We start from the raw sequence: 18929 nt of genomic DNA, 5'->3' as shown, positions 1-18929 counted from the left end.
CTCGGGAAGAATGGGAGGCGCCAGCGATCACGGAGGAGGACCGGTGACCCAGACCAGGCGCGGCTCGCTGACCAGGCACGACATCGGGCTGGCCGCGCTCGCGGTCGTCGACGGGGAAGGCGCCGAAGCGCTCACCGTCCGGCGCATCGCGGCCAAGCTGGGCGTGCAGGCCCCGTCCCTGTACTCGCACGTCGCGGGCAAGGACGACATCCTCGAGCTGATCACCGAGATCATCACCGCGGACATCCCGCCCCTGCAGCTGGACCCGGCGGACTGGCGCGCGGGCCTGCTGGACTGGGCCAGCACCTACCACGCGGCGTTCGCCAAGCACCCCAACGCGGTGGGGATCATCGCCCGCCGCGCGGTGACCATCGCCGAATCCCGCCAGGCCTACGAGGACGTGGTGGCCATGCTCGTCGGGGCGGGGTTCGCACCGGCGGCGGCGCTGCGCGTGGTGCTCGGCATCGACTACGTGGTCCTCGGCTCGATCCTCGCGCCGTTCTCCCCGGCCTTCGACCAGCCCCTCGGCGACGACTACCCGGCCCTGCGCACCGCGATCCGCGCCACCGAACCGGCCGAGGTCGACCGCACCGCCTTCCGCGAAGCGGTGCGGTCCTACGTCGCGGGCCTCCCCGAGCCGTCGTGAGTGCGCAACGGTGTTCGAACACCGACCCCCGAGCAGCAAGAAGGCCGGTACCCCGCGGGGTACCGGCCTCGTGCCAGATCGGCTCGCCCGGTCAGTGGAACGAGTCGCCGCAGGCGCACGACCCGCCCGCGTTCGGGTTGTCGATGGTGAAGCCCTGCTTCTCGATGGAGTCGACGAAGTCGATCACCGCACCCTCCAGGTACGGGGCGCTCATCCGGTCGACGACGACGCCCAGGCCCTCGAAGTCCCGCCGCGCGTCGCCGTCCAGGGTGCGCTCGTCGAAGAAGAGCTGGTAGCGCAGCCCCGCGCAGCCACCGGGCTGGACGGCGATGCGCAGGTGCATGTCGTCGCGACCCTCCTGGTCCAGCAGGGCCTTGGCCTTCTGGGCCGCCGCGTCGGTCAACGTGACACCGTGGGCGGGCGCCTCGCTCTCGGTCGTGGTGTTCGGGGCGGTCATGGACTCTCCCTAGAGGTCTCGCTCATCCGATTCCGGCCTGTGGTGCAACCACGGACCGGACCGGCCTATTCCCGCGGGCGGACCCGGGGACGTGTGCCGTGTCTCCGCGTTCCATGGTGGCACAGCCAGCCGCCGAGCTGGTGTGATGTGGCTTGACCCGCTCAAGTGGTGGTCTTCCGCCTTCGAAGCGGCGTAGCCGCTCAGCCCACCCTCGCAGCTCGCACCGCCGCGGGTTCACGGTGCCTGCCCACCCCTCCGGGATTCCTTCCGTCGAGGACGGCCCTGACGCCGTGTATCGGGTCATGCACAAGTCAGGGCACCCGCAGTCCAGGCGGGCGCTGAGGTTCCGCCACCGGCACCGCCACGCAGAACGAGCCCGGAAAGGGTCTTCCGCCCGGTCTGCTGCAAGAACCGGAGTGGCGTCGAATACCCTGTTGGAGTGAGGTTCCTTCGCCGCAGCAGCACTGAGCAGCCCGCCAGCCCGGAGTCCGAGAACGAGACTGCCCAGCCCGCGGCGGAGCACGCCCCCAACCACACGCCGAAGAAGGGCCGCCCCACCCCGAAGCGCCGGGACGCCGAGGGCAAGCGCCGCGGCCCGGTCCCGCCGCCGCCGAAGACGCAGCGCGAGGCGATCAAGCGGGCCCGCGGCAACAAGGAGGAGCGGCGCAACGCCGCCCGCGAGCGCCGCGAGCGCATGATGCAGGGCGACGACCGCTACCTGATGCCCCGCGACAAGGGCCCGGTGCGCGCCTACGTCCGCGACCTGGTCGACACCCGCCGCCACCTGATGGGCCTGTTCATGCCGCTGGTGCTGGTGGTGTTCGTGAGCACCCTGTCGCAGAACCTGCTGGTGCAGCAGTACGCGACGCTGTTCTGCATGGCCCTGCTGATCATGATGGTCATCGAGGGCACCCTGCTGGGCCGCTACGTCAACAAGCACGTCCGGGCCAAGTTCCCGGACGCCAAGGACAAGCCGTTCGCCCTGGGCTGGTACGCCTTCACCCGCGCGATGCAGATCCGCAAGCTCCGCGTCCCCCGCCCCCGCTACACCCCCAAGGACATCGCCAAGCTCGGCTGATCGGGGCCCGCAGTGCGCACGTTGGTGCTCGGTGGGGCGCGTTCCGGGAAGTCCGCGCACGCCGAGGGGTTGGTCGGGGCCGATGAGGCGGTCACCTACGTGGCCACCGCTCGGCGGGTTGCCGGTGATCGGGAGTGGGACGAGCGGATCGCCGCCCACGTCGCCCGGCGGCCGGACAGCTGGCGGACCGCGGAAGCTCCGGACACCACGACGTTGTGCCGGGTGCTGGGCGAGGTTCCGGCCGGTGCGTCCGTGCTGGTCGACGATCTCGCCACCTGGTTGACCGGGGTGCTCGACGACGCCGGGGCCTGGGAGCGGGACCCCGGTGCGCTGGATGTCGTGGCCGCGCGCTGCACCGAGCTCGTCGACGCCGTCACCGGCTGCGCCGGGCGGGTGGTCGTGGTCTCCGCCGAGGTCGGGTTGGGCGTCGTTCCGGCCACCCGGTCTGGAAGGCTGTTCCGGGACGAGCTCGGGGCGCTGAACGCCCGGTTGGCCGAGGTGTGCGACGAGGTCGTCCTGCTCGTCGCCGGTCTTCCGCTCCGGCTGCGCTGACATCGACACGGAGGTTCGCTTGTCCACCGACCAGAACGAGATCAGCTTCCCGACGGTGCCGACCCCCGACGAGCAGGCCCGCCGGCAGGCGGTCGCCCGGCACGAGCAGCTGACCAAACCGGCCGGCTCGCTGGGGCGGCTGGAGGAGCTCGGTGTCTGGGTCGCCGCCCGCCAGGGGCTCTGCCCGCCCCGGCCGTTCGCCCGGCCGCGGGTCGTCGTCTTCGCCGGTGACCACGGGGTCGCCGGGCACGGGGTGTCCGCCTACCCCAGCGAGGTGACCGGCCAGATGGTGGCGAACTTCCTGGCCGGGGGCGCGGCGGTGAACGTGCTCGCCACCAACACCGGGGCGACCGTGCGGGTGGTGGACATGGCCGTCAACGCCGACACCCCGCCGGTGGTCAGCGCGCACAAGGTGCGCCGCGCGTCCGGGTCCATCGACCGCGAGGACGCCCTGACCGACGCCGAGGTGCGGGCCGCGATCAACGCCGGGCGGACCATCGCCGACGAGGAGATCGACTCCGGCGCCGACCTGCTCATCGCCGGGGACATGGGGATCGGCAACACCACACCGGCCGCGGTGCTGATCTCGGCGCTCACCGGGACCGAACCGGTGGCTGTCGTCGGCCGCGGCACCGGCATCGACGACAACGCCTGGATGCGCAAGACCGCGGCGATCCGCGACGCGCTGCGCCGGGCCCGCAAGGTGCTGGACGACCCGGTGGCGCTGCTGCGCACCTCCTCCGGCGCCGACATCGCCGCGCTGACCGGCTTCCTCGCCCAGGCCGCGGTCCGCCGCACGCCCGTGCTGCTGGACGGCGTCGTGGTGGGTGCGGCGGCGCTGGTCGCCGAGGAGATCGCGCCCGGGGCGCGGCAGTGGTGGCTGGCCGGGCACCGCTCCGCCGAACCGGGCGGTCCGCTGGTGCTCGAACACCTCGACCTGACCCCGGTGCTCGACCTGCAGATGCGGCTCGGCGAGGGTTCCGGCGCGCTGACCGCGCTGCCGATCCTGACCGCCGCGACGCGGGTGCTCGGGGAGATGGCGACCTTCGCCGAAGCCGGTGTCGGCGGACCGACCGAAGCCGAGGCCACCGGCCCGAGGTCGTGACCTCGGACGGCCTCCGCCTGGCGGTCTCGTGGCTGAGCGTCCTGCCGCTGCCCGCGCGCCGCGTCGACGACGCCACCTGCCGCCAGGCGATCGCGTTCGCTCCCCTGGTCGGTGCGCTGGTGGGCGGCTTCGGCGCCCTCGCGCTCTGGGGGTTGACCGTTCTCGGCGCTCCCGCGCTCCTGGCCGGTCTGCTGACCGTGGCGGTGTTGGTGCTGGTCACCAGGGGCATGCACGTGGACGGGCTGGCCGACACCGTGGACGGCCTCGGCTGCTACGGACCGCCGGAGCGCGCGCTGAGTGTGATGCGCGACGGCGGCGCGGGACCGTTCGCGGTGGTCGCGCTGATCCTGGTCCTGGGCGCCCAAGCGGCCAGCCTCGCCGAACTCGCGGCCAACCCGCTGGTGGTCGTGCTGGCGTGCGCGGTCGGCCGAGCGGGCTTCGTCCTGTGCTGCCGCCGCGGGGTGCCCTCCGCCCGCCCGGAAGGTATGGGAGCCCTGGTGGCGGGCAGTCAACCGACCTGGCTGGTGACGGCCTGGTGGCTGGTGCTGCTCGCGGTGGCGGCGCTGGCATTCACCTGGCACGTGGCGATCGCGGTCGCCGCGGCAGCCGCCCTGCTCCTCGCCTTCACCCACCACGTCCAGCGCCGCTTCGGCGGAATCACCGGAGACGTCCTCGGCGCGGCCTCCGAACTCGCCACCACGACGGTCCTCATCGGCGCAACCCTCGCCTGACCCGGCGCCGCGCAGTTTCAACTGAAACTGCGCAAGACGTCCGACACGCCCGGGCGCGGGGGAACTCCCGCGATTTCAATGGAAATCGGACGTCCGATTTCCATTGAAATCGCGGATGTCCGGCACAACGGCGGATGCCCGCCGAGCCCCGCCTCCGGCATGTCGGACGCCCGACACACCGGGGGGCGCAGTTTCCGCGGAAACTGCGCCCCCCGGTTCGGGATGTCCGGAGCTCAGCCGAGCTTGGTCATCCAGCCGTGGGTGTCCGGCACGGTGCCGTGCTGGATGCCGGTGAGGCGCTCGCGGAGCTGCATCGTGACCTTGCCCGGCTGGCCGTCGGCGATGGTGAACTCGCCGTCGCGGTGCTTGACGTGGCCGACCGGGGTGATCACCGCCGCGGTCCCGCAGGCGAAGACCTCGGTGAGCTCACCGGTCGCGGCCTTCTTCTCCCACTCCTCGACGGTGAACTTGCGCTCCTCGACCTGCATGCCGAGCTCGCGGCCCAGCTCCAGCAGCGACGAGCGGGTCACGCCGGGCAGCAGGCTGCCGCTGAGCTCGGGGGTCACCAGGCGCGCGTCGGCACCGGAGCCGAGCACGAAGAACAGGTTCATGCCGCCCATCTCCTCGACCACGTGCCGCTCGCACGCGTCGAGCCAGACCACCTGGTCGCAGCCCTGCTTCACGGCCTCGGCCTGCGCGGCGAAGGAGGCGGCGTAGTTGCCCGCGAACTTGGCCGCGCCGGTGCCGCCGGGGGCCGCGCGCACGTACTCGTGGCTCAACCACACGGTGACCGGCTTGATGCCGCCCGCGAAGTACGAGCCGGACGGGGAGGCGATCACCGCGTACAGGTAGGCGTTGGCCGGGTTGTTCACGCCCAGGCCGACCTCGGTGGAGATCATGAACGGCCGCAGGTAGAGCGAGCTCTCCTCGGCGCTGGGCACCCACGCCCCGTCCACCGCGATCAGCTCGCGCAGCGACTCGACGAACAGCTCCTCCGGCAGCTGGGCCATCGCGATCCGCTTCGCGGAGTCCTGGAACCGCCGGGCGTTGGCCTCCGGGCGGAACGCCGCGATCGAGCCGTCGGGCTGGCGGTAGGCCTTGAGGCCTTCGAAGATCGCCTGCGCGTAGTGCAGGACGGAGGTCGCCGGGTCGAGCTCCAGCGAGTGGTAGGGCTCGACGCGGGCGTCGTGCCAGCCGCGGTCCTCGGTCCAGCGGATGGTCACCATGTGATCGGTGAAGTGCCGTCCGAACCCCGGATTGGCCAGTACCTCCGCGCGGCGCTCATCGCTGGCCGGTTGCGGGTTGGTGGTCCGGGTGAAAGACAGCGCTTCAGTCATGCGCGTACCGTATCGCGACCGTTCGAGCAGTGGAAACCGGATCGTCTTAAGTTGGTCGTCCAATTGTCCGGCGTCCGATCACAGGCCGCTCAACGGACGCCACCGAGCGTGACCCGGAAGCTTCCGGAAGCCGACGTTCCGGGCTCTATGATGTGCTCATGAACCAGCAGGCTCCCGCTCCGGTCCCCACCACCGCGTCGCAGGACGCGCTGGCCGCCACCCTGGCGGCGCTGATGCCACTGGGTGGCGGCCTGCTCGTGGCGCTCGGCTACTCCTGGCTCGACATCTTCGGCCTGATCTTGGGCGCGGCCGGCGCCGCCGGTTGGGCGTTCTGGTGGCGCAACAAGCACCAGGCGTTCTTCCCGAAGGACCTGCGCGGCGGCTCGGTCGGCGGGATCGGCGCCCTGGTCGCGCTCATCACCGTGCTGCTGTTCATCTCGGTGTCCTGACCCCCCGAACACCGGTCAGACCTGCAGCAGTCCATCCGGTAGGGACGGCAGCGCCCACTTCGGATCCGGCGCCGCGTCGCAGAAGGTGCCGTCGAACGGGAACAACCGCGCCTCGGCGAGCGCGATCATCCGCTCCCCCTCGGCCCGCAGCTGCTTGAGGTGCCAGCGGTCGAACCGCCCGGCCGCCATCGCGGCGGCCAGCTCGTGCTCGTCCTTCCAGGACCACGACCCGTCCGGGAACACCTCGACGTCCAGCACGCCGTCCACCCGCCGGACCCCGAGCTCGTCGCGCCCGAGCGGCACTTCGAGGTTGACGTACCAGTTCCGGAAGGTGCCGTCGGCTTCGAAGAACCACCACACCGACGACCAGCGGTGCTCGTCGACCAGGCGCAGCGTGGAGGTGCCGCGCCAGGTGGACCTGGCGGGCACCCGAGGCCCGTTGAAGCGCTCGAACAGCGGCATCTCGCGGTACGACCGGCCGTCCGGGGAGGTGGTGACCCGGATCGGGGTGCCGTCCAGGACCCAGCAGAGCAGCTGGTCTCCGTCGTCGGCGACCACCCGTGCCGGGTGGACGGTGCCGAGGGATCCGTCAAGACGCCAGAAGCTGTAAAGCGCTTCCTCCCCGGGCAGCCAGATCGGGGGTTGGATGGGTTCCAGGGAAAGGTTGCCTGCACTCGCGTTCAGCATGACCCGCCTCATCTCCAGCGACGGGACACACCTCCCGTCGCCAAAGGACCGATAAAAACGACAACAAGCGTCGCAAGCATCGCAGAAATCGGCATGCTCATCGCGATTACGACGGACAGGCCCATGCCCAGGCAGGCCGCGCGCATCGGCCACCCACCGGCGTCGGACAGCAGCAACCGCGCCCCGGCGTTGGCGAAGGCGTAGTGCACCAGCATGCTGCAAGCGGCGAAGGCCATCGCCGTCACGGGCTCGACCAGCAGAGCGACCGCGACCGCGGCGACACCCGTGCCGACGTCCAACAGGTACGGCGTACCGGCGCCGCTCCGCCGGTCCAGCACCCGGGGCAGATCGCCGTCCTGCACCAGGGCCAACGCCGTCGACCGGGCGGACTCCAGGGTGGCCAGCAGCACCGGCAGGAGGGCCACCGCCGCACCGACGCCGACCAGCGGCGCGAGCTCGGACGCGGCCGCCGCGGCCAGGACGTCGCGGATCGGCGTCGGGGACAGCGCCAGCCGCGACCAGCCGAGCTGGTGCACCAACGCCGCCGTCACCACCGCGAGCACCGCGGTCAGCACGGCGAACGAGACCACGACCCCGCGCTTCACCGCCGCCCACGGGACCCGGTCGCGCTCCTCGGCCGGGGCCGTCAGCCGCTCGAAGCCGAGGAAGGCGAAGAACAGCACCCCGGCAGCGCCGGTGATGCCGACCGCGCTGTCCGCGGGCCCCGCCCCGGCGGGCAGCGGCGGGATCGGGGCGATCGCGAAGCAGGTGACGACCACCAGGGCCAGCACCGCGGCCATCAGCGCGAGCCAGATCCAGGCCGCCGCGCCGCGGATGCGGAGCCCGGTCGTCGCCGAGAGGACGACGAGCAGGATCGCCGCGGCCGCCACCAGCGGCGCCGAGGCGGGCAGGAAGAAGTCGCCCAGCACCCGCGCGATCGCGGCCATCGCGGCGACGTGCCCGGCCAGGTACGCGCTGGCACCGACGCGCGCGGGCAGCACGCCCATGCGCCCGCGGACGCACGCGTAGGCCGCGCCCGGGCCGCGGTAGGCGGCGGACTGGTGAGCGGTCGCAGACGCCGAACAGGTCGCGGCCAGCAGCGCGATCAGCAGGCCGAGCGGCGACCACATCCCGGCTGCGGCCGCTGCGGGCGCCGGGCCCACGAGCACGCCGACGCCGAGCATCCCGCCGAGCGCCAGCGGAATCGCCCCCGCACCGGACGCGAGCCTCGATTCAACCTGTTGGGCCACTCGACCACCCTTGCAGACGAACCCGAATGGTGCAGCCGCCTGTCGGTTGACATCCCGACGGCGCCGTGCCCCAGCGTAAGGACGGCCCCAGCGCACCACCGTCCTGGTCGGATTCACCCGCGCGTTGCGTTCTAGAGTGCGGTTGGATTCGATTTCGGCACGGCAGCTTCAACGGAGGATGACCACGTGACGACCCCGAAACTCTCCCTCACCGACAGCGCGGTGACCAAGCTGGCCGTGGACGCGCTCATCGTCGGAACCGCGCAGGGCACCGACGGCCTGCAGCTCGCGCCCGGCTCCGAGCAGGTCGCCTCGGCCTTCGACGGCGACCTGCGGCAGGTGCTGACCTCGCTGGGCGCGACCGGGAAGGCCGACGAGGTCGTCAAGCTGCCCGCGGGCGGCAAGCTGCGCGCCAAGGTCCTGGTCGCCACCGGCCTGGGCAAGGCAGCGGCGGGCGGGCTGACCGGCGAGCAGGTGCGCCGCGCCTCCGGTGCCGCCGCCCGCGCGCTGACCGGTGTCGAGCGCGCCGCCACCACGCTGTCCGAAGTGGACCTCTCCGCCGCGGTGCAGGGCACCGTGCTCGGCGCGTACGCCTTCACCGGCTACAAGTCGAACTCCGGTGACGACCCGGTGTCCGAAGTGGAGTTCGTGGTCGCCGACGCGAAGGCGGACGGCAACGCGCACGCGCTCAAGGGCGCCACCGCGATCGGCGAGGCGGTCAACACCGCGCGCGACCTGATCAACACCCCGCCGAACGACCTGTTCCCGGCCTCCTTCGCCGAGCGCGCCACCGAACTCGGCCGCGCCGTCGGCCTGGAGGTCGAGGTGCTCGACGACAACGCGCTGCGCAAGCAGGGCTTCGGCGGCATCCTCGGCGTCGGCTCTGGCTCGTCCCGGCCGCCGCGGCTGGTGCGCCTGCGGCACAAGGGCCCGAAGGCCGCCAAGAAGGTCGCGCTGGTCGGCAAGGGCATCACCTTCGACACCGGCGGCATCTCGATCAAGCCCGCCGCCGGGATGGACGAGATGACCTCGGACATGTCCGGGGCGGCCGCGGTGGTCGCCACCATGGTGCTGGCGGCCCGGCTGAACTACCCGCTGGACATCACCGCGACCGTGCCGATGGCCGAGAACATGCCCTCCGGCACCGCCTACCGCCCCGGTGACGTGCTGACCATGTACGGCGGCAAGACCGTCGAGGTGCTCAACACCGACGCCGAGGGCCGGTTGATCCTGGTCGACGCGATCACCCGCGCCTGCGAGGACGAGCCCGACTACCTGATCGAGACCTCCACCCTGACCGGTGCGCAGGTGGTGGCGCTGGGCAAGCGGACGCCGGGCGTGATGGGCAGCGAGCAGTTCCGCGACCGGGTGGCGAGGCTGTCGCAGGCCGCCGGCGAGGGCGGCTGGCCGATGCCGCTGCCGGAGGAGCTGCGCGGCGACCTGGACTCCAAGCTGGCCGACCTGGCCAACATCACCGGGCACCGCTGGGGCGGGATGCTGGCGGCGGGCATCTTCATCGAGGAGTTCGTCGCCGACGGCGTGGAGTGGGCGCACATCGACATCGCCGGTCCGGCCTACAACACCTCCGGCCCGTGGGGCTACACGCCCAAGGGCGGCACCGGCGTCCCGGTCCGCACCCTGGCCGCCGTCCTGGCCGACATCGCCGACCAGGGCTGATCCCCCGGTCCCGGCTCGGGTGGTCCGCGGCGGCGGGCCACCCGGGCGGACCACCCCTCTGGTGGCGTATTTGTGACGTAGGCCGCAAAAGGATCACCACAGCACCCCGCGGCGGTGCAACGATGGGGCGATGACCGAATCGCAACCGGCCCCTCCGACGACGGCCCGGCACGGCTACCAGGTCGACGTGGTCTGGACCGGCAATACCGGCCAGGGCACCAGCTCCTACCGCAGCTACGAGCGCACGCACGAGGTGCGCGCGGACGGCAAGGACGCCATCGACGCCTCCGCGGACCCGGTCTTCCTGGGCGACGCGGACCGCTACAACCCCGAGGAGCTGCTGGTCGCCTCGCTGTCGCAGTGCCACATGCTGTGGTTCCTGCACCTGGCGGCGGACAGCGGCGTGGTGGTCACCGGCTACCACGACCAGGCCCGCGGCATCCTCGCCGAGAACCCGGACGGCACCGGCCAGTTCGAGGCCGTCGAGCTGTCCCCGGTGGTGACGGTCTCCGACCGCGCCAGCGTCGACGTGGCCGAAGCGCTCCACGCCCGCGCCCACGAGCTCTGCTACATCGCCAAGGCGGTGAACTTCCCGGTCAGGTGCACCCCGACCACCCGCATCGCGAACTGACCCGCGGCAAGGTCAGCTGTCGGCGGCTCGGCGGTTGCGGTCGCGGAGGATGCGCTGGCGGGCCTGGTAGTCGCGCATCCGCTGGGGGTAGCCGACCTTGGCGACCTCGTACAGCGGGATGCCGAGCTTGCGGGTCAGCCGGTGCGCCGCGGCCGGGCCGTCCACCCGGCGGCGGGTCCACTCCCCGTCGTGCGCGATGAGCATCAGCGTCGTCTCGGTCACCGTGGTGCGCGGTTCGAGGTAGCCCTCCACCCCGCGGTGCTGCTCCGCCCAGCTGATCAGGTGCTCCGCGTCGGCCGAGTTGGCACCGCGCACCCCACCGGTGCGCCTGCGGAACCGGTCGAAGAGGCCCACCGCAACTCTCCTCCGCTCGGGTGGGGGGACAACAGCCTGTCACCGATGGTGCCACCACCGACATGAGGGACGGGTGAAAATCACCCACCCTCCACTGTGATCCGCCGCGATGCAGCACAGATCACCCGGCCCACGTCGCGTGAGCCTGTCGTGTGGTGACAAGATGGCTTCCAGGTGCTCGTGACCATCCGGTCCGGTGAAGTGCTGTCAGCGAGTCAACGAAGCCTGTCGAGGAGTGCGAAGTGACCGACACGTCCGCCGATCTAGTCATTCTCGGTGGCGGTTCGGGCGGCTACGCCTGCGCCTTCCGCGCAGCCGAGCTAGGCCTGTCCGTCATCCTGGTCGAAAAGGACAAGCTCGGTGGGACCTGCCTGCACCGAGGCTGCATCCCGACCAAGGCGCTGCTGCACGCGGCGGAGGTCGCCGACTCCGCCCGCGATGCCGACCAGTTCGGGGTGAAGACCGCCCTCGAGGGCATCGACATCGACGGGGTCAACAAGTACAAGGACGGCATCATCGCCGGTCTGTACAAGGGTCTGCAGGGCTTGGCCAAGGCGCACAAGGTCACCCTGGTCGAGGGCGCGGGCACGCTGGTCGACGCCAACACCGTCGAGGTGAACGGCACCCGCTACACCGGCAAGAACGTCGTGCTGGCCACCGGTTCCTACTCCAAGACGCTGCCCGGCCTGGAGCTGGGCGGGCGGGTCATCGCCAGCGAGCAGGCGCTGAACCTGGACTTCATCCCGAACAAGGTCGTGGTGCTGGGCGGCGGCGTGATCGGCGTCGAGTTCGCCAGCGTCTGGCGCTCCTTCGGCGCCGACGTCACCATCGTCGAGGCCCTGCCGCACCTGGTGCCCAACGAGGACGAGTTCGCCTCCAAGCGCCTCGAGCGCGCGTTCCGCAAGCGCGGCATCAAGTTCAAGACCGGCGTCAAGTTCACCGGCGCCACCCAGACCGACTCCGGCGTCTCGGTCAGCCTGGAGAACGGCGAGACCTACGACGCCGACCTGCTGCTGGTCGCGGTCGGCCGCGGCCCGAACACCGCGGGCCACGGCTTCGAGGCGGCCGGGGTGCACATGGAGCGCGGCTTCGTCCGCACCGACGAGCGCCTGCGCACCAACCTGCCGGGCGTCTACGCGGTCGGCGACATCGTGCCCGGTTTGCAGCTGGCGCACCGCGGTTTCCAGCAGGGCATCTTCATCGCCGAGGACATCGCCGGGCTCAACCCGCAGCCCATCGACGAGGCCGGCATCCCGCGCGTGACCTACTGCCACCCGGAGGTCGCCTCGGTGGGCCTGACCGAGGCCGCCGCCAAGGAGCAGTACGGCTCGGTGGAGACCTTCACCTACGACCTGGCCGGCAACGGCAAGAGCCAGATCCTCAAGACCCAAGGCGCGGTCAAGCTGGTCCGCGCGACCGACGGCCCCGTCGTCGGCCTGCACCTGGTCGGCGACCGAGTCGGTGAGCTCATCGGCGAGGCGCAGCTGATCTACAACTGGGAGGCGCTGCCGGAGGACGTCGCTCCGCTGGTGCACGCCCACCCGACCCAGACCGAAGCCCTGGGTGAGGCGCACCTCGCCCTGGCCGGCAAGCCGCTGCACGTGCACGGCTGACGTCGGCTCCGCAGTCAGCCAAGCACCCCGCCACACCACGAGGAGTCAGCAGACAGATGGCCTTCTCCGTTCAGATGCCGGCACTCGGCGAGAGCGTCACCGAAGGAACGATCACCCGGTGGCTCAAGCAGGAGGGCGAGACCGTCGAGGTCGACGAGCCCCTGCTGGAGGTCTCCACCGACAAGGTCGACACCGAGATCCCGTCCCCGGCCGCCGGTGTGCTGCAGCGCATCGTCGCCCAGGAGGACGACACCGTTGAGATCGGCGCCGAGCTCGCCGTGATCGGCGACGCCGGCGAGGCCGCGGCCCCCGCCGCGCCGGCCGAGCCCGCCCCGGCCGAGCAGCCCGCCCCGGCCCAGCCCGCGGCCGCCGAGCCCGCTCCGGCCGCCGCTGCCCCGGCTCCGGCCGCCCCGGCCGGTGGTGCGCAGGGCACCGACGTGAACATGCCCGCGCTCGGCGAGAGCGTCACCGAGGGCACCGTGACCCGCTGGCTCAAGCAGGTCGGCGACAGCGTCGAGGTCGACGAGCCGCTGCTGGAGGTCTCGACCGACAAGGTCGACACCGAGATCCCGTCCCCGGTGGCGGGCACGCTGCTGGAGATCGCCGCGAACGAGGACGACACCGTCGAGGTCGGCGCCAAGCTCGCCGTGATCGGCGCCGCGGGCGCGGCTCCCGCCGCTGCCCCGCAGCCTCCGGCCCCCGAGCCCCAGGCCGCCGCTCCCGCGGCTCCGCCCGCTCCGGCCGCCCCGGCTCCCGCTGCGCCGCCCGCGCCTCCGGCCGCGCCTCCGGCTCCGGCTCCGGCCGCCGAGGCTGCGCCGTCCGGCACCACGCCGTACGTGACGCCGCTGGTGCGCAAGCTGGCCAACGAGCACGGCATCGACCTGTCCGCGATCAAGGGCAGCGGTGTCGGCGGCCGGATCCGCAAGCAGGACGTGCAGGCCGCCATCGACGCCAAGAAGTCCGCCCCGGCCCCGGCCGCCCAGGCGGCTGCCCCGGCCGCGGCGCCGAGCGCTTCGCTGGTGGAGCCCTCGGAGGAGGCCCAGGCGCTGCGCGGCACCACGCAGAAGATGTCGCGGCTGCGGCAGCTGCTGGCCCGCCGGATGGTGGAGTCGCTGCAGACCGCCGCCCAGCTGACCACGGTGATCGAGGTCGACGTGACCCGCATCGCCCGGCTGCGGGAGCGGGCCAAGGCCAACTTCGAGGCCGCCGAGGGCGTCAAGCTGTCGTTCCTGCCGTTCTTCGCGAAGGCGGCGGCCGAGGCGCTGAAGCTGCACCCGAAGCTGAACGCCTCGATCAACGACGACACCAAGGAAGTGACCTACCACGGTGCCGAGCACCTGTCGGTCGCGGTGGACACCGAGCGCGGCCTGGTCTCGCCGGTGATCCACGACGCCGGGGACCTCAACCTCGGCGGGCTGGCCCGCAAGATCGCCGACCTGGCGGCGCGGACCCGCAACAACAAGATCAAGCCCGACGAGCTGTCCGGTGGCACCTTCACCATCACCAACACCGGCAGCCGCGGTGCGCTGTTCGACACGCCGATCCTGAACCCGCCGCAGGTGGGCATGCTCGGCACGGGCGCGGTCGTCAAGCGCCCGGTCGTGGTCGCCGACGAGAACGGCGGCGACACCATCGCGATCCGCTCGATGGTGTACCTGGCGCTGTCCTACGACCACCGCCTGGTGGACGGTGCGGACGCCGCCCGGTTCCTGACCACGTTGAAGCAGCGGCTGGAGGAAGGCGCCTTCGAGGCCGACCTCGGTCTCTGACCCGCGACCAGCGACGAACGGCCGCCCGCCGCACCGGTGGGCGGCCGTTCGTCGTTCCCAGGAGGGTTCGCCCCGGGCGCGCGGGTGCGGGACGATGCCGGGTATGCGGGTGGTTGTGGCCGGCTCGTCCGGCTTGATCGGCACGTCCCTGGTCGCCGCGCTGCGGGCGGCCGACCACGAGGTGGTCCGGCTGGTACGGCGGCTGCCCGCCGCCCCGGACGAGCGGGGCTGGGACCCCGAGGCCGGGCGGCTGGACGCCGGTGCGCTGGACGGCGCGGACGCGGTGGTGAACCTGTGCGGCGCGGGCATCGGCGACAAGCGGTGGACGCCGGAGCGCAAGCAGCTGCTGATGCGCTCCCGGGTCCGCGCCACGACCGTGCTCGCCGACGCCGTGGTCGAAGCCGGGGTGCCGGTGCTGGCCAACGGCTCGGCGGTCGGCTACTACGGCGACACCGGACCGAAGCCGGTGACCGAATCGGCCCCGCCCGGCGACGACTTCCTCGCCGATCTCTGCCAGCGCTGGGAGGCGGCGACCGGGCCCGCGGCCGAGGCGGGCGTCCGGGTGGTGCGGCTGCGCACCGGGCTGGTCCTCGCCCCGTCCGGCGGGCTGCTCGGCCAGCTGCGGCCGCTGTTCTCGCTGCTGCTGGGCGGCCGGTTGGGCGACGGCACCCAGTACATGCCGTGGATCTCGCTGGACGACGAGGTCGCCGCGATCCGGTTCGTGCTGGAGCACCCCGAGATCTCCGGGCCGGTGAACCTCACCGGCCCCGCGCCGGTGACGAACGCGGAGTTCACCAGGGCGCTCGCCGAGGCCCTGGGCCGACCCGCGCCGTGGGTCGTGCCGGGCTTCGCGCTGCGGATCGCGCTGGGCGAGCTGGCCGACCAGGCGCTGGTCGGGCAGCGGGCGGTGCCGACGGTCCTGGAGTCGCACGGGTTCGCCTTCCAGCACCCGTCGATCGGCTCGGCGCTGGCGGCGGCCGTCGGGTAGCGCCCGTTTCGCACGAAACCGGCGCTCACCGGCACCGTCGGTCCGCGGCGGGCCGGTGCAGGCGTAGCCTGGCGCGCGTGAGTCGTGCGAATTCTTCGTGCCGCGCCTCCTCGGACCCCGTCGAAGTGCGCCACCTGGGAACCATCGATTACCTCTCCGCCTGGGACCTGCAGCGCGAGCTGGCGTCCGGCCGCGCCGAGGGGCGGAACCCGGACACCATGCTGCTGCTGGAGCACCCGTCGGTCTACACCGCGGGCAAGCGGACCTCGCCGGAGGAGCGCCCCACCGACGGCACCCCGGTGATCGACGTGGACCGCGGCGGCAAGATCACCTGGCACGGCCCAGGGCAGATCGTCGGCTACCCGATCCTGCAGCTGACCGACCCGATCGACGTGGTCGACTACGTGCGGCGGATCGAGCAGGGCCTGATCTGGGTGTGCGACCAGTTCGGCCTGGCCGCGGGCCGGGTCGAGGGCCGCAGCGGGGTGTGGCTGCCCGCCGGGGACGGCCGCCCGGAGCGCAAGATCGCCGCGATCGGCATCCGCGTGCAGCGCGGCATCACGATGCACGGCCTGGAGCTGAACTGCAACGCCGACCTGAGCGAGTTCGACCGGATCGTCCCGTGCGGGATCAGCGATGCGGGCACCACCTCGCTGTCCGCCGAGCTCGGCCGGGACGTGCCGACCTCCGAGGCGTTCCCGCTGGTCGAGCGGGGCGTGCTGGACGCGCTGGACGGTCGGCTGCCGGTCACCGACCGGGACATCCCGCGCGCGGAGGCCACCGCGGCCGGTGTGACGCTCTCGCTGGACCCCAGCCTGCGCTGAACACCTGACAACAGCACTCCACTTCTCTAGAATTCCGGAATTACGGACTACTGGAGGAGTGGAGCATGCTGCTGTCCCGCCGCACCCTGCTCGTCGCCGCTGCCGCGACGACCCCGCTGCTGTTCGCGCCCCGCGCGCTCGCCCGGCCAGCACCGCCGGACCTGGCGACCCCGGAGGGCTGGCTTACCTGGATCAGCGCGCACCGCGACGGGCTGGGCCTCGTCCTGGACGACGGCCGCGGGAATTGCCTGCTGCACCGCCCGCACGCCGCGCAGCCGCTGGCCTCGGCGATCAAGGTCGTCCACCTCGCCGCCTACTCCTCGGCGGTCGCCGGGGGGCGGCTGGATCCGGCGGAGCAGGTCCGCGTCGGCGACTGGGAGCGCTACTACGTGCCGACCGACGGGTTCGCGCACGTCAACGCCTTAGAACACCTGGGCATCAGCACCGACTCGACCGGCCTGCGCGCCGCCGACCCCGACCACCGGGTGCGGCTGGACGACATGGTCTCGGCGATGATCATGTTCAGCGACAGCGCGGTCCCGGACTTCCTCCGCGACCGGCTCGGCGAGTCCGCGCTGCACGCGGCGGCGGCCGCGGGCGGCTGGCACCGCCCCGACATCCGCTCGATGTGCGCGGAGTACCTGTTCCTGCTTCCCGAGTTCGCCCCGCCCGCCCCGTTGCCGACACCAGCACGCCGCGCCTGGGGATACCGGCTGGAGCGCCGCTTCAGCACCGACGCCGACCTGCGCAACCACGTGCTGAACAGGCTCCTGCGAGGCGGCCTGCCCGCCTACGAGCAGCAGATCGCCTGGGCCGACCGGACGATGTCGGCGACCGCAGCCCAGCTCGCCGCCCTGCACCGCGCCATCGCCACCGACGGGTTCCCGCCCGAGGCGGCGGCCGTGGCACGTCCGCACCTGGAGCGGCGGCTCAGCGGCAACCTGCCGCCGGGCGTCGTCGGGATCGGCATGAAGGGCGGGAGCTTGCCCGGCGTCCTGACCTGCGGGCTCACCGTCCGCCGCGCCGACGGCAGCACCGCGTCCGGCGCGCTGCTCGCGCACGGCGACATCTCGCCGGAGCAGCTCGGCAACGGCGACCCCGGTCTCCCGCTGCTGCTGGCGATGGAGCAGCCGGTGTGGCGGGACCGGCTTGCGCGAGCCTTGGAGGGCTGAGGGAAGCTCGTCCGGTGGATTCGGAGGACTTGCAGCAGCGGCTCGAAGCACTGGAACAACGCGTCGCGGCGCTGGAAGGCGCGCAGCGCGCCGAACCGGCCGAGCCCAGCGGTTCGGTCGTGCAGTACCAGGGCAACCTCGTCGAACCGGTCGAGCTGGAGTGGCGCATCCAGGTCGACCCGGCGCGGGTCCTCGACATGCCCGACGGGCCGCGCACCGACGTGCTCGCCGCGCTGGGCCACCCGGCGCGGGCCGCGATCGTGCGGCTGCTCGCCCAGTCCGGTCCCCAGCACACCGCAGCACTGCAGGAGGCGGCGGGCCTGAGCTCCACCGGTCAGCTCTACCACCACCTCAAGAGCCTGACCGGCTGCGGGCTCGTCGAGCAGGACAAGCGCGGCACCTACCGGCTCCGCGCGCAGGCGACCATCCCCGCGCTGATCCTGCTCACCGCGGCCTCCGACATCGCCGGTCAGCTCCGCCCCTGACGCGAACGGCCCGCCGGGGAACCGACGGGCCGTTCACCATCCGGGCCTTGCCCTTGAAACGCCGGAGGTGTTCAGCCCACCCCCGCAACCTGCACCGCAGGGAAGCTCTGAGGTTCACCCGCACCGCCACGCAAGACGAGTTCGCCGGGCGAACTCTCAGAGCTGGGGCGCGACCTCGCTGGCGACCAGGTCCAGGTGGTCCAGGTCGGAGAGGTCCAGCACCTGCAGGTACAGCCGGGTGATGCCGGTGCGCTCGCGCCAGGTGCCGATCTTGTCGACCGCCTCCGCCGGGGTCCCGGCCAGCCCGTTGAGCCGCAGCTCCTCGACGTCGCGGCCGATGGCCTCGGCCCGGCGGGCGATGTCCTGCTCGTCCTTGCCCACGCACAGCACCAGCGCCGCCGAGCGGACGATCTCACCGGCGTCGCGGCCGATCGCCCGGCAGGCCTCCCCGACCCGCTCGAACTGCGCGGCGGCCGTGTCGACGTCGATGAACGGCAGGTTGAACTCGTCGGCGTAGCGCGCGGCCAGCTCGGGCGTGCGCTTCTTGCCCAGGCCGCCGATCAGCACCGGCGGCCGCGGCCGCTGCACCGGCTTGGGCAGCGCGGGCGAGTCGGCCAGCTGGTAGTGCTCGCCGTCGAAGCGGAAGTGCTCGCCGGGCGGGGTCGCCCACAGCCCGGTGATGATCTCCAGCTGCTCGGCGTAGCGGTCGAAGCGCTCCTTCAGCGAGGGGAACGGGATGCCGTAGGCGGTGTGCTCCTCCTCGTACCAACCGCTGCCGAGGCCGAGCTCGATGCGCCCGCCGGACATCTGGTCCACCTGCGCCACGGCGATCGCCAGCGGGCCGGGCAGCCGGAAGGTACCGGCCGTCATCAGCGTGCCCAGCCGCAACCGGCTGGTCTCCCGGGCCAGCCCGGCCAGCGTCACCCAGGCGTCGGTTGGGCCGGGTTCGCCGGTCACCGACCCCATCTTCAGGTAGTGGTCGGAGCGGAAGAACGCGTCGTAGCCGGTCGCTTCCGCGTGCTTGGCGACCCGCAGCAGGTCGTCGTAGGTCGCGCCCTGCTGGGGCTCGGTGAAGATCCGCAACTTGAAGTTCTCGGTCACGGCCCCGAGGCTAGTGGCGCGAT

At 72.4% G+C, this 18929-nt stretch carries 20 protein-coding genes; 14 read left to right on the top strand and 6 right to left on the bottom strand.

Annotated features, from left to right (window positions below):
- Positions 1 to 43 precede the first annotated feature (43 nt).
- Complete coding sequence (locus F1721_RS30025) at positions 44 to 646, top strand: TetR/AcrR family transcriptional regulator (protein WP_170301657.1); 603 nt, start codon at positions 44 to 46, stop codon at positions 644 to 646.
- Between the two features lie 91 nt (positions 647 to 737).
- On the opposite strand, the gene F1721_RS30020 is transcribed toward F1721_RS30025, so the two are convergent.
- Positions 738 to 1103, bottom strand: a complete 366-nt coding sequence (locus F1721_RS30020) for a HesB/IscA family protein (RefSeq protein ID WP_150070199.1) — start codon at positions 1101 to 1103, stop codon at positions 738 to 740.
- A gap of 439 nt (positions 1104 to 1542) precedes the next feature.
- Between F1721_RS30020 and F1721_RS30015 the strand changes: the two genes are divergently transcribed.
- From F1721_RS30015 to cobS, 4 genes are read left to right on the top strand one after another with little or no spacing between them, the layout of a single operon-like run.
- A complete protein-coding gene (locus tag F1721_RS30015) occupies positions 1543 to 2181 on the top strand; it encodes a DUF3043 domain-containing protein (protein WP_150070198.1) in 639 nt (212 codons plus the stop codon).
- Positions 2182 to 2193: 12 nt separating this feature from the next.
- The gene (gene cobU, locus F1721_RS30010) at positions 2194 to 2733 is read left to right on the top strand and encodes a bifunctional adenosylcobinamide kinase/adenosylcobinamide-phosphate guanylyltransferase (protein WP_150070197.1); all 540 of its coding nucleotides are present in this window, start codon (positions 2194 to 2196) and stop codon (positions 2731 to 2733) included.
- A gap of 19 nt (positions 2734 to 2752) precedes the next feature.
- Positions 2753 to 3838 (top strand): nicotinate-nucleotide--dimethylbenzimidazole phosphoribosyltransferase, encoded by a 1086-nt coding sequence (gene cobT, locus F1721_RS30005; RefSeq protein WP_211840692.1) that lies wholly within the window; start codon positions 2753 to 2755, stop codon positions 3836 to 3838.
- Positions 3835 to 4569, top strand: coding sequence for an adenosylcobinamide-GDP ribazoletransferase (gene cobS / locus F1721_RS30000; RefSeq protein ID WP_150070195.1), 735 nt, complete (start codon positions 3835 to 3837; stop codon positions 4567 to 4569). The genes cobT and cobS overlap by 4 nt, the downstream gene beginning before the upstream one ends.
- A 233-nt stretch (positions 4570 to 4802) precedes the next feature.
- On the opposite strand, the gene F1721_RS29995 is transcribed toward cobS, so the two are convergent.
- Positions 4803 to 5906 (bottom strand): branched-chain amino acid aminotransferase, encoded by a 1104-nt coding sequence (locus F1721_RS29995; RefSeq protein ID WP_150070194.1) that lies wholly within the window; start codon positions 5904 to 5906, stop codon positions 4803 to 4805.
- A 158-nt stretch (positions 5907 to 6064) separates the two neighbouring features.
- On the opposite strand from F1721_RS29995, the gene F1721_RS29990 reads away from it, so the two are divergent.
- Positions 6065 to 6355, top strand: coding sequence for a hypothetical protein (locus tag F1721_RS29990; protein ID WP_150070193.1), 291 nt, complete (start codon positions 6065 to 6067; stop codon positions 6353 to 6355).
- A gap of 15 nt (positions 6356 to 6370) precedes the next feature.
- Here F1721_RS29990 and F1721_RS29985 read toward each other — a convergent pair whose 3' ends face one another.
- Both F1721_RS29985 and F1721_RS35440 read right to left on the bottom strand, forming a co-directional pair.
- Entirely contained in the window at positions 6371 to 7042 is a 672-nt protein-coding gene (locus F1721_RS29985; RefSeq protein ID WP_150070192.1) for a ribonuclease FAU-1 family protein, read from the bottom strand.
- Between the two features lie 8 nt (positions 7043 to 7050).
- On the bottom strand, positions 7051 to 8292 hold the full coding sequence (locus tag F1721_RS35440) for an APC family permease (RefSeq protein WP_150070191.1): 1242 nt from the start codon (positions 8290 to 8292) through the stop codon (positions 7051 to 7053).
- Between the two features lie 186 nt (positions 8293 to 8478).
- Here F1721_RS35440 and F1721_RS29975 point away from each other — a divergent pair, with 186 nt between their 5' ends.
- Both F1721_RS29975 and F1721_RS29970 read left to right on the top strand, forming a co-directional pair.
- Positions 8479 to 9969 carry a leucyl aminopeptidase gene (locus F1721_RS29975; RefSeq protein ID WP_150070190.1) on the top strand — a complete coding sequence of 497 codons (1491 nt, stop codon included), beginning with the start codon at positions 8479 to 8481 and terminating at the stop codon, positions 9967 to 9969.
- Positions 9970 to 10099: 130 nt separating this feature from the next.
- Positions 10100 to 10600 (top strand): OsmC family protein, encoded by a 501-nt coding sequence (locus F1721_RS29970; protein ID WP_150070189.1) that lies wholly within the window; start codon positions 10100 to 10102, stop codon positions 10598 to 10600.
- 12 nt (positions 10601 to 10612) lie between these two features.
- Here F1721_RS29970 and F1721_RS29965 read toward each other — a convergent pair whose 3' ends face one another.
- A complete protein-coding gene (locus F1721_RS29965; RefSeq protein WP_150070188.1) occupies positions 10613 to 10954 on the bottom strand; it encodes an oxidoreductase in 342 nt (113 codons plus the stop codon).
- Positions 10955 to 11196: 242 nt separating this feature from the next.
- Between F1721_RS29965 and lpdA the strand changes: the two genes are divergently transcribed.
- The 6 genes from lpdA (at position 11197) to F1721_RS29935 (ending at position 17805) form a co-directional block, all read left to right on the top strand.
- Positions 11197 to 12567 (top strand): dihydrolipoyl dehydrogenase, encoded by a 1371-nt coding sequence (gene lpdA, locus F1721_RS29960; protein ID WP_150070187.1) that lies wholly within the window; start codon positions 11197 to 11199, stop codon positions 12565 to 12567.
- A gap of 56 nt (positions 12568 to 12623) precedes the next feature.
- On the top strand, positions 12624 to 14336 hold the full coding sequence (gene sucB / locus F1721_RS29955; RefSeq protein WP_150070186.1) for a 2-oxoglutarate dehydrogenase, E2 component, dihydrolipoamide succinyltransferase: 1713 nt from the start codon (positions 12624 to 12626) through the stop codon (positions 14334 to 14336).
- Between the two features lie 103 nt (positions 14337 to 14439).
- Positions 14440 to 15324, top strand: coding sequence for a TIGR01777 family oxidoreductase (locus F1721_RS29950; RefSeq protein WP_150070185.1), 885 nt, complete (start codon positions 14440 to 14442; stop codon positions 15322 to 15324).
- Positions 15325 to 15401: 77 nt separating this feature from the next.
- A complete protein-coding gene (gene lipB, locus F1721_RS29945) occupies positions 15402 to 16148 on the top strand; it encodes a lipoyl(octanoyl) transferase LipB (RefSeq protein WP_150070184.1) in 747 nt (248 codons plus the stop codon).
- 65 nt (positions 16149 to 16213) lie between these two features.
- Positions 16214 to 17320 carry a serine hydrolase gene (locus F1721_RS29940; protein WP_150070183.1) on the top strand — a complete coding sequence of 369 codons (1107 nt, stop codon included), beginning with the start codon at positions 16214 to 16216 and terminating at the stop codon, positions 17318 to 17320.
- Between the two features lie 14 nt (positions 17321 to 17334).
- Complete coding sequence (locus tag F1721_RS29935; protein WP_150070182.1) at positions 17335 to 17805, top strand: ArsR/SmtB family transcription factor; 471 nt, start codon at positions 17335 to 17337, stop codon at positions 17803 to 17805.
- 156 nt (positions 17806 to 17961) lie between these two features.
- On the opposite strand, the gene F1721_RS29930 is transcribed toward F1721_RS29935, so the two are convergent.
- Positions 17962 to 18906 (bottom strand): LLM class F420-dependent oxidoreductase, encoded by a 945-nt coding sequence (locus tag F1721_RS29930; protein ID WP_150070181.1) that lies wholly within the window; start codon positions 18904 to 18906, stop codon positions 17962 to 17964.
- Positions 18907 to 18929: the final 23 nt, after the last annotated feature.

It is taken from the genome of Saccharopolyspora hirsuta, from assembly GCF_008630535.1.
GTDB classification, from domain to species: Bacteria; Actinomycetota; Actinomycetes; order Mycobacteriales; family Pseudonocardiaceae; genus Saccharopolyspora; species Saccharopolyspora hirsuta.
Note: the sequence above shows the minus strand (reverse complement) of the source record. Positions and strands in the feature narration are given on the sequence as shown.

Bases quoted from the DNA above. Each gene is read 5' to 3' on its own strand.
- F1721_RS29985 (WP_150070192.1), bottom strand. From the start codon at position 7,042: ATGCTGAACGCGAGTGCAGGCAACCTTTCCCTGGAACCCATCCAACCC.
- F1721_RS29940 (WP_150070183.1), top strand. From the start codon at position 16,214: ATGCTGCTGTCCCGCCGCACCCTGCTCGTCGCCGCTGCCGCGACGACC.
- F1721_RS30020 (WP_150070199.1), bottom strand. From the start codon at position 1,103: ATGACCGCCCCGAACACCACGACCGAGAGCGAGGCGCCCGCCCACGGT.
- F1721_RS29995 (WP_150070194.1), bottom strand. From the start codon at position 5,906: ATGACTGAAGCGCTGTCTTTCACCCGGACCACCAACCCGCAACCGGCC.
- F1721_RS29950 (WP_150070185.1), top strand. From the start codon at position 14,440: ATGCGGGTGGTTGTGGCCGGCTCGTCCGGCTTGATCGGCACGTCCCTG.
- F1721_RS29990 (WP_150070193.1), top strand. From the start codon at position 6,065: ATGAACCAGCAGGCTCCCGCTCCGGTCCCCACCACCGCGTCGCAGGAC.
- sucB (WP_150070186.1), top strand. From the start codon at position 12,624: ATGGCCTTCTCCGTTCAGATGCCGGCACTCGGCGAGAGCGTCACCGAA.
- F1721_RS29970 (WP_150070189.1), top strand. From the start codon at position 10,100: ATGACCGAATCGCAACCGGCCCCTCCGACGACGGCCCGGCACGGCTAC.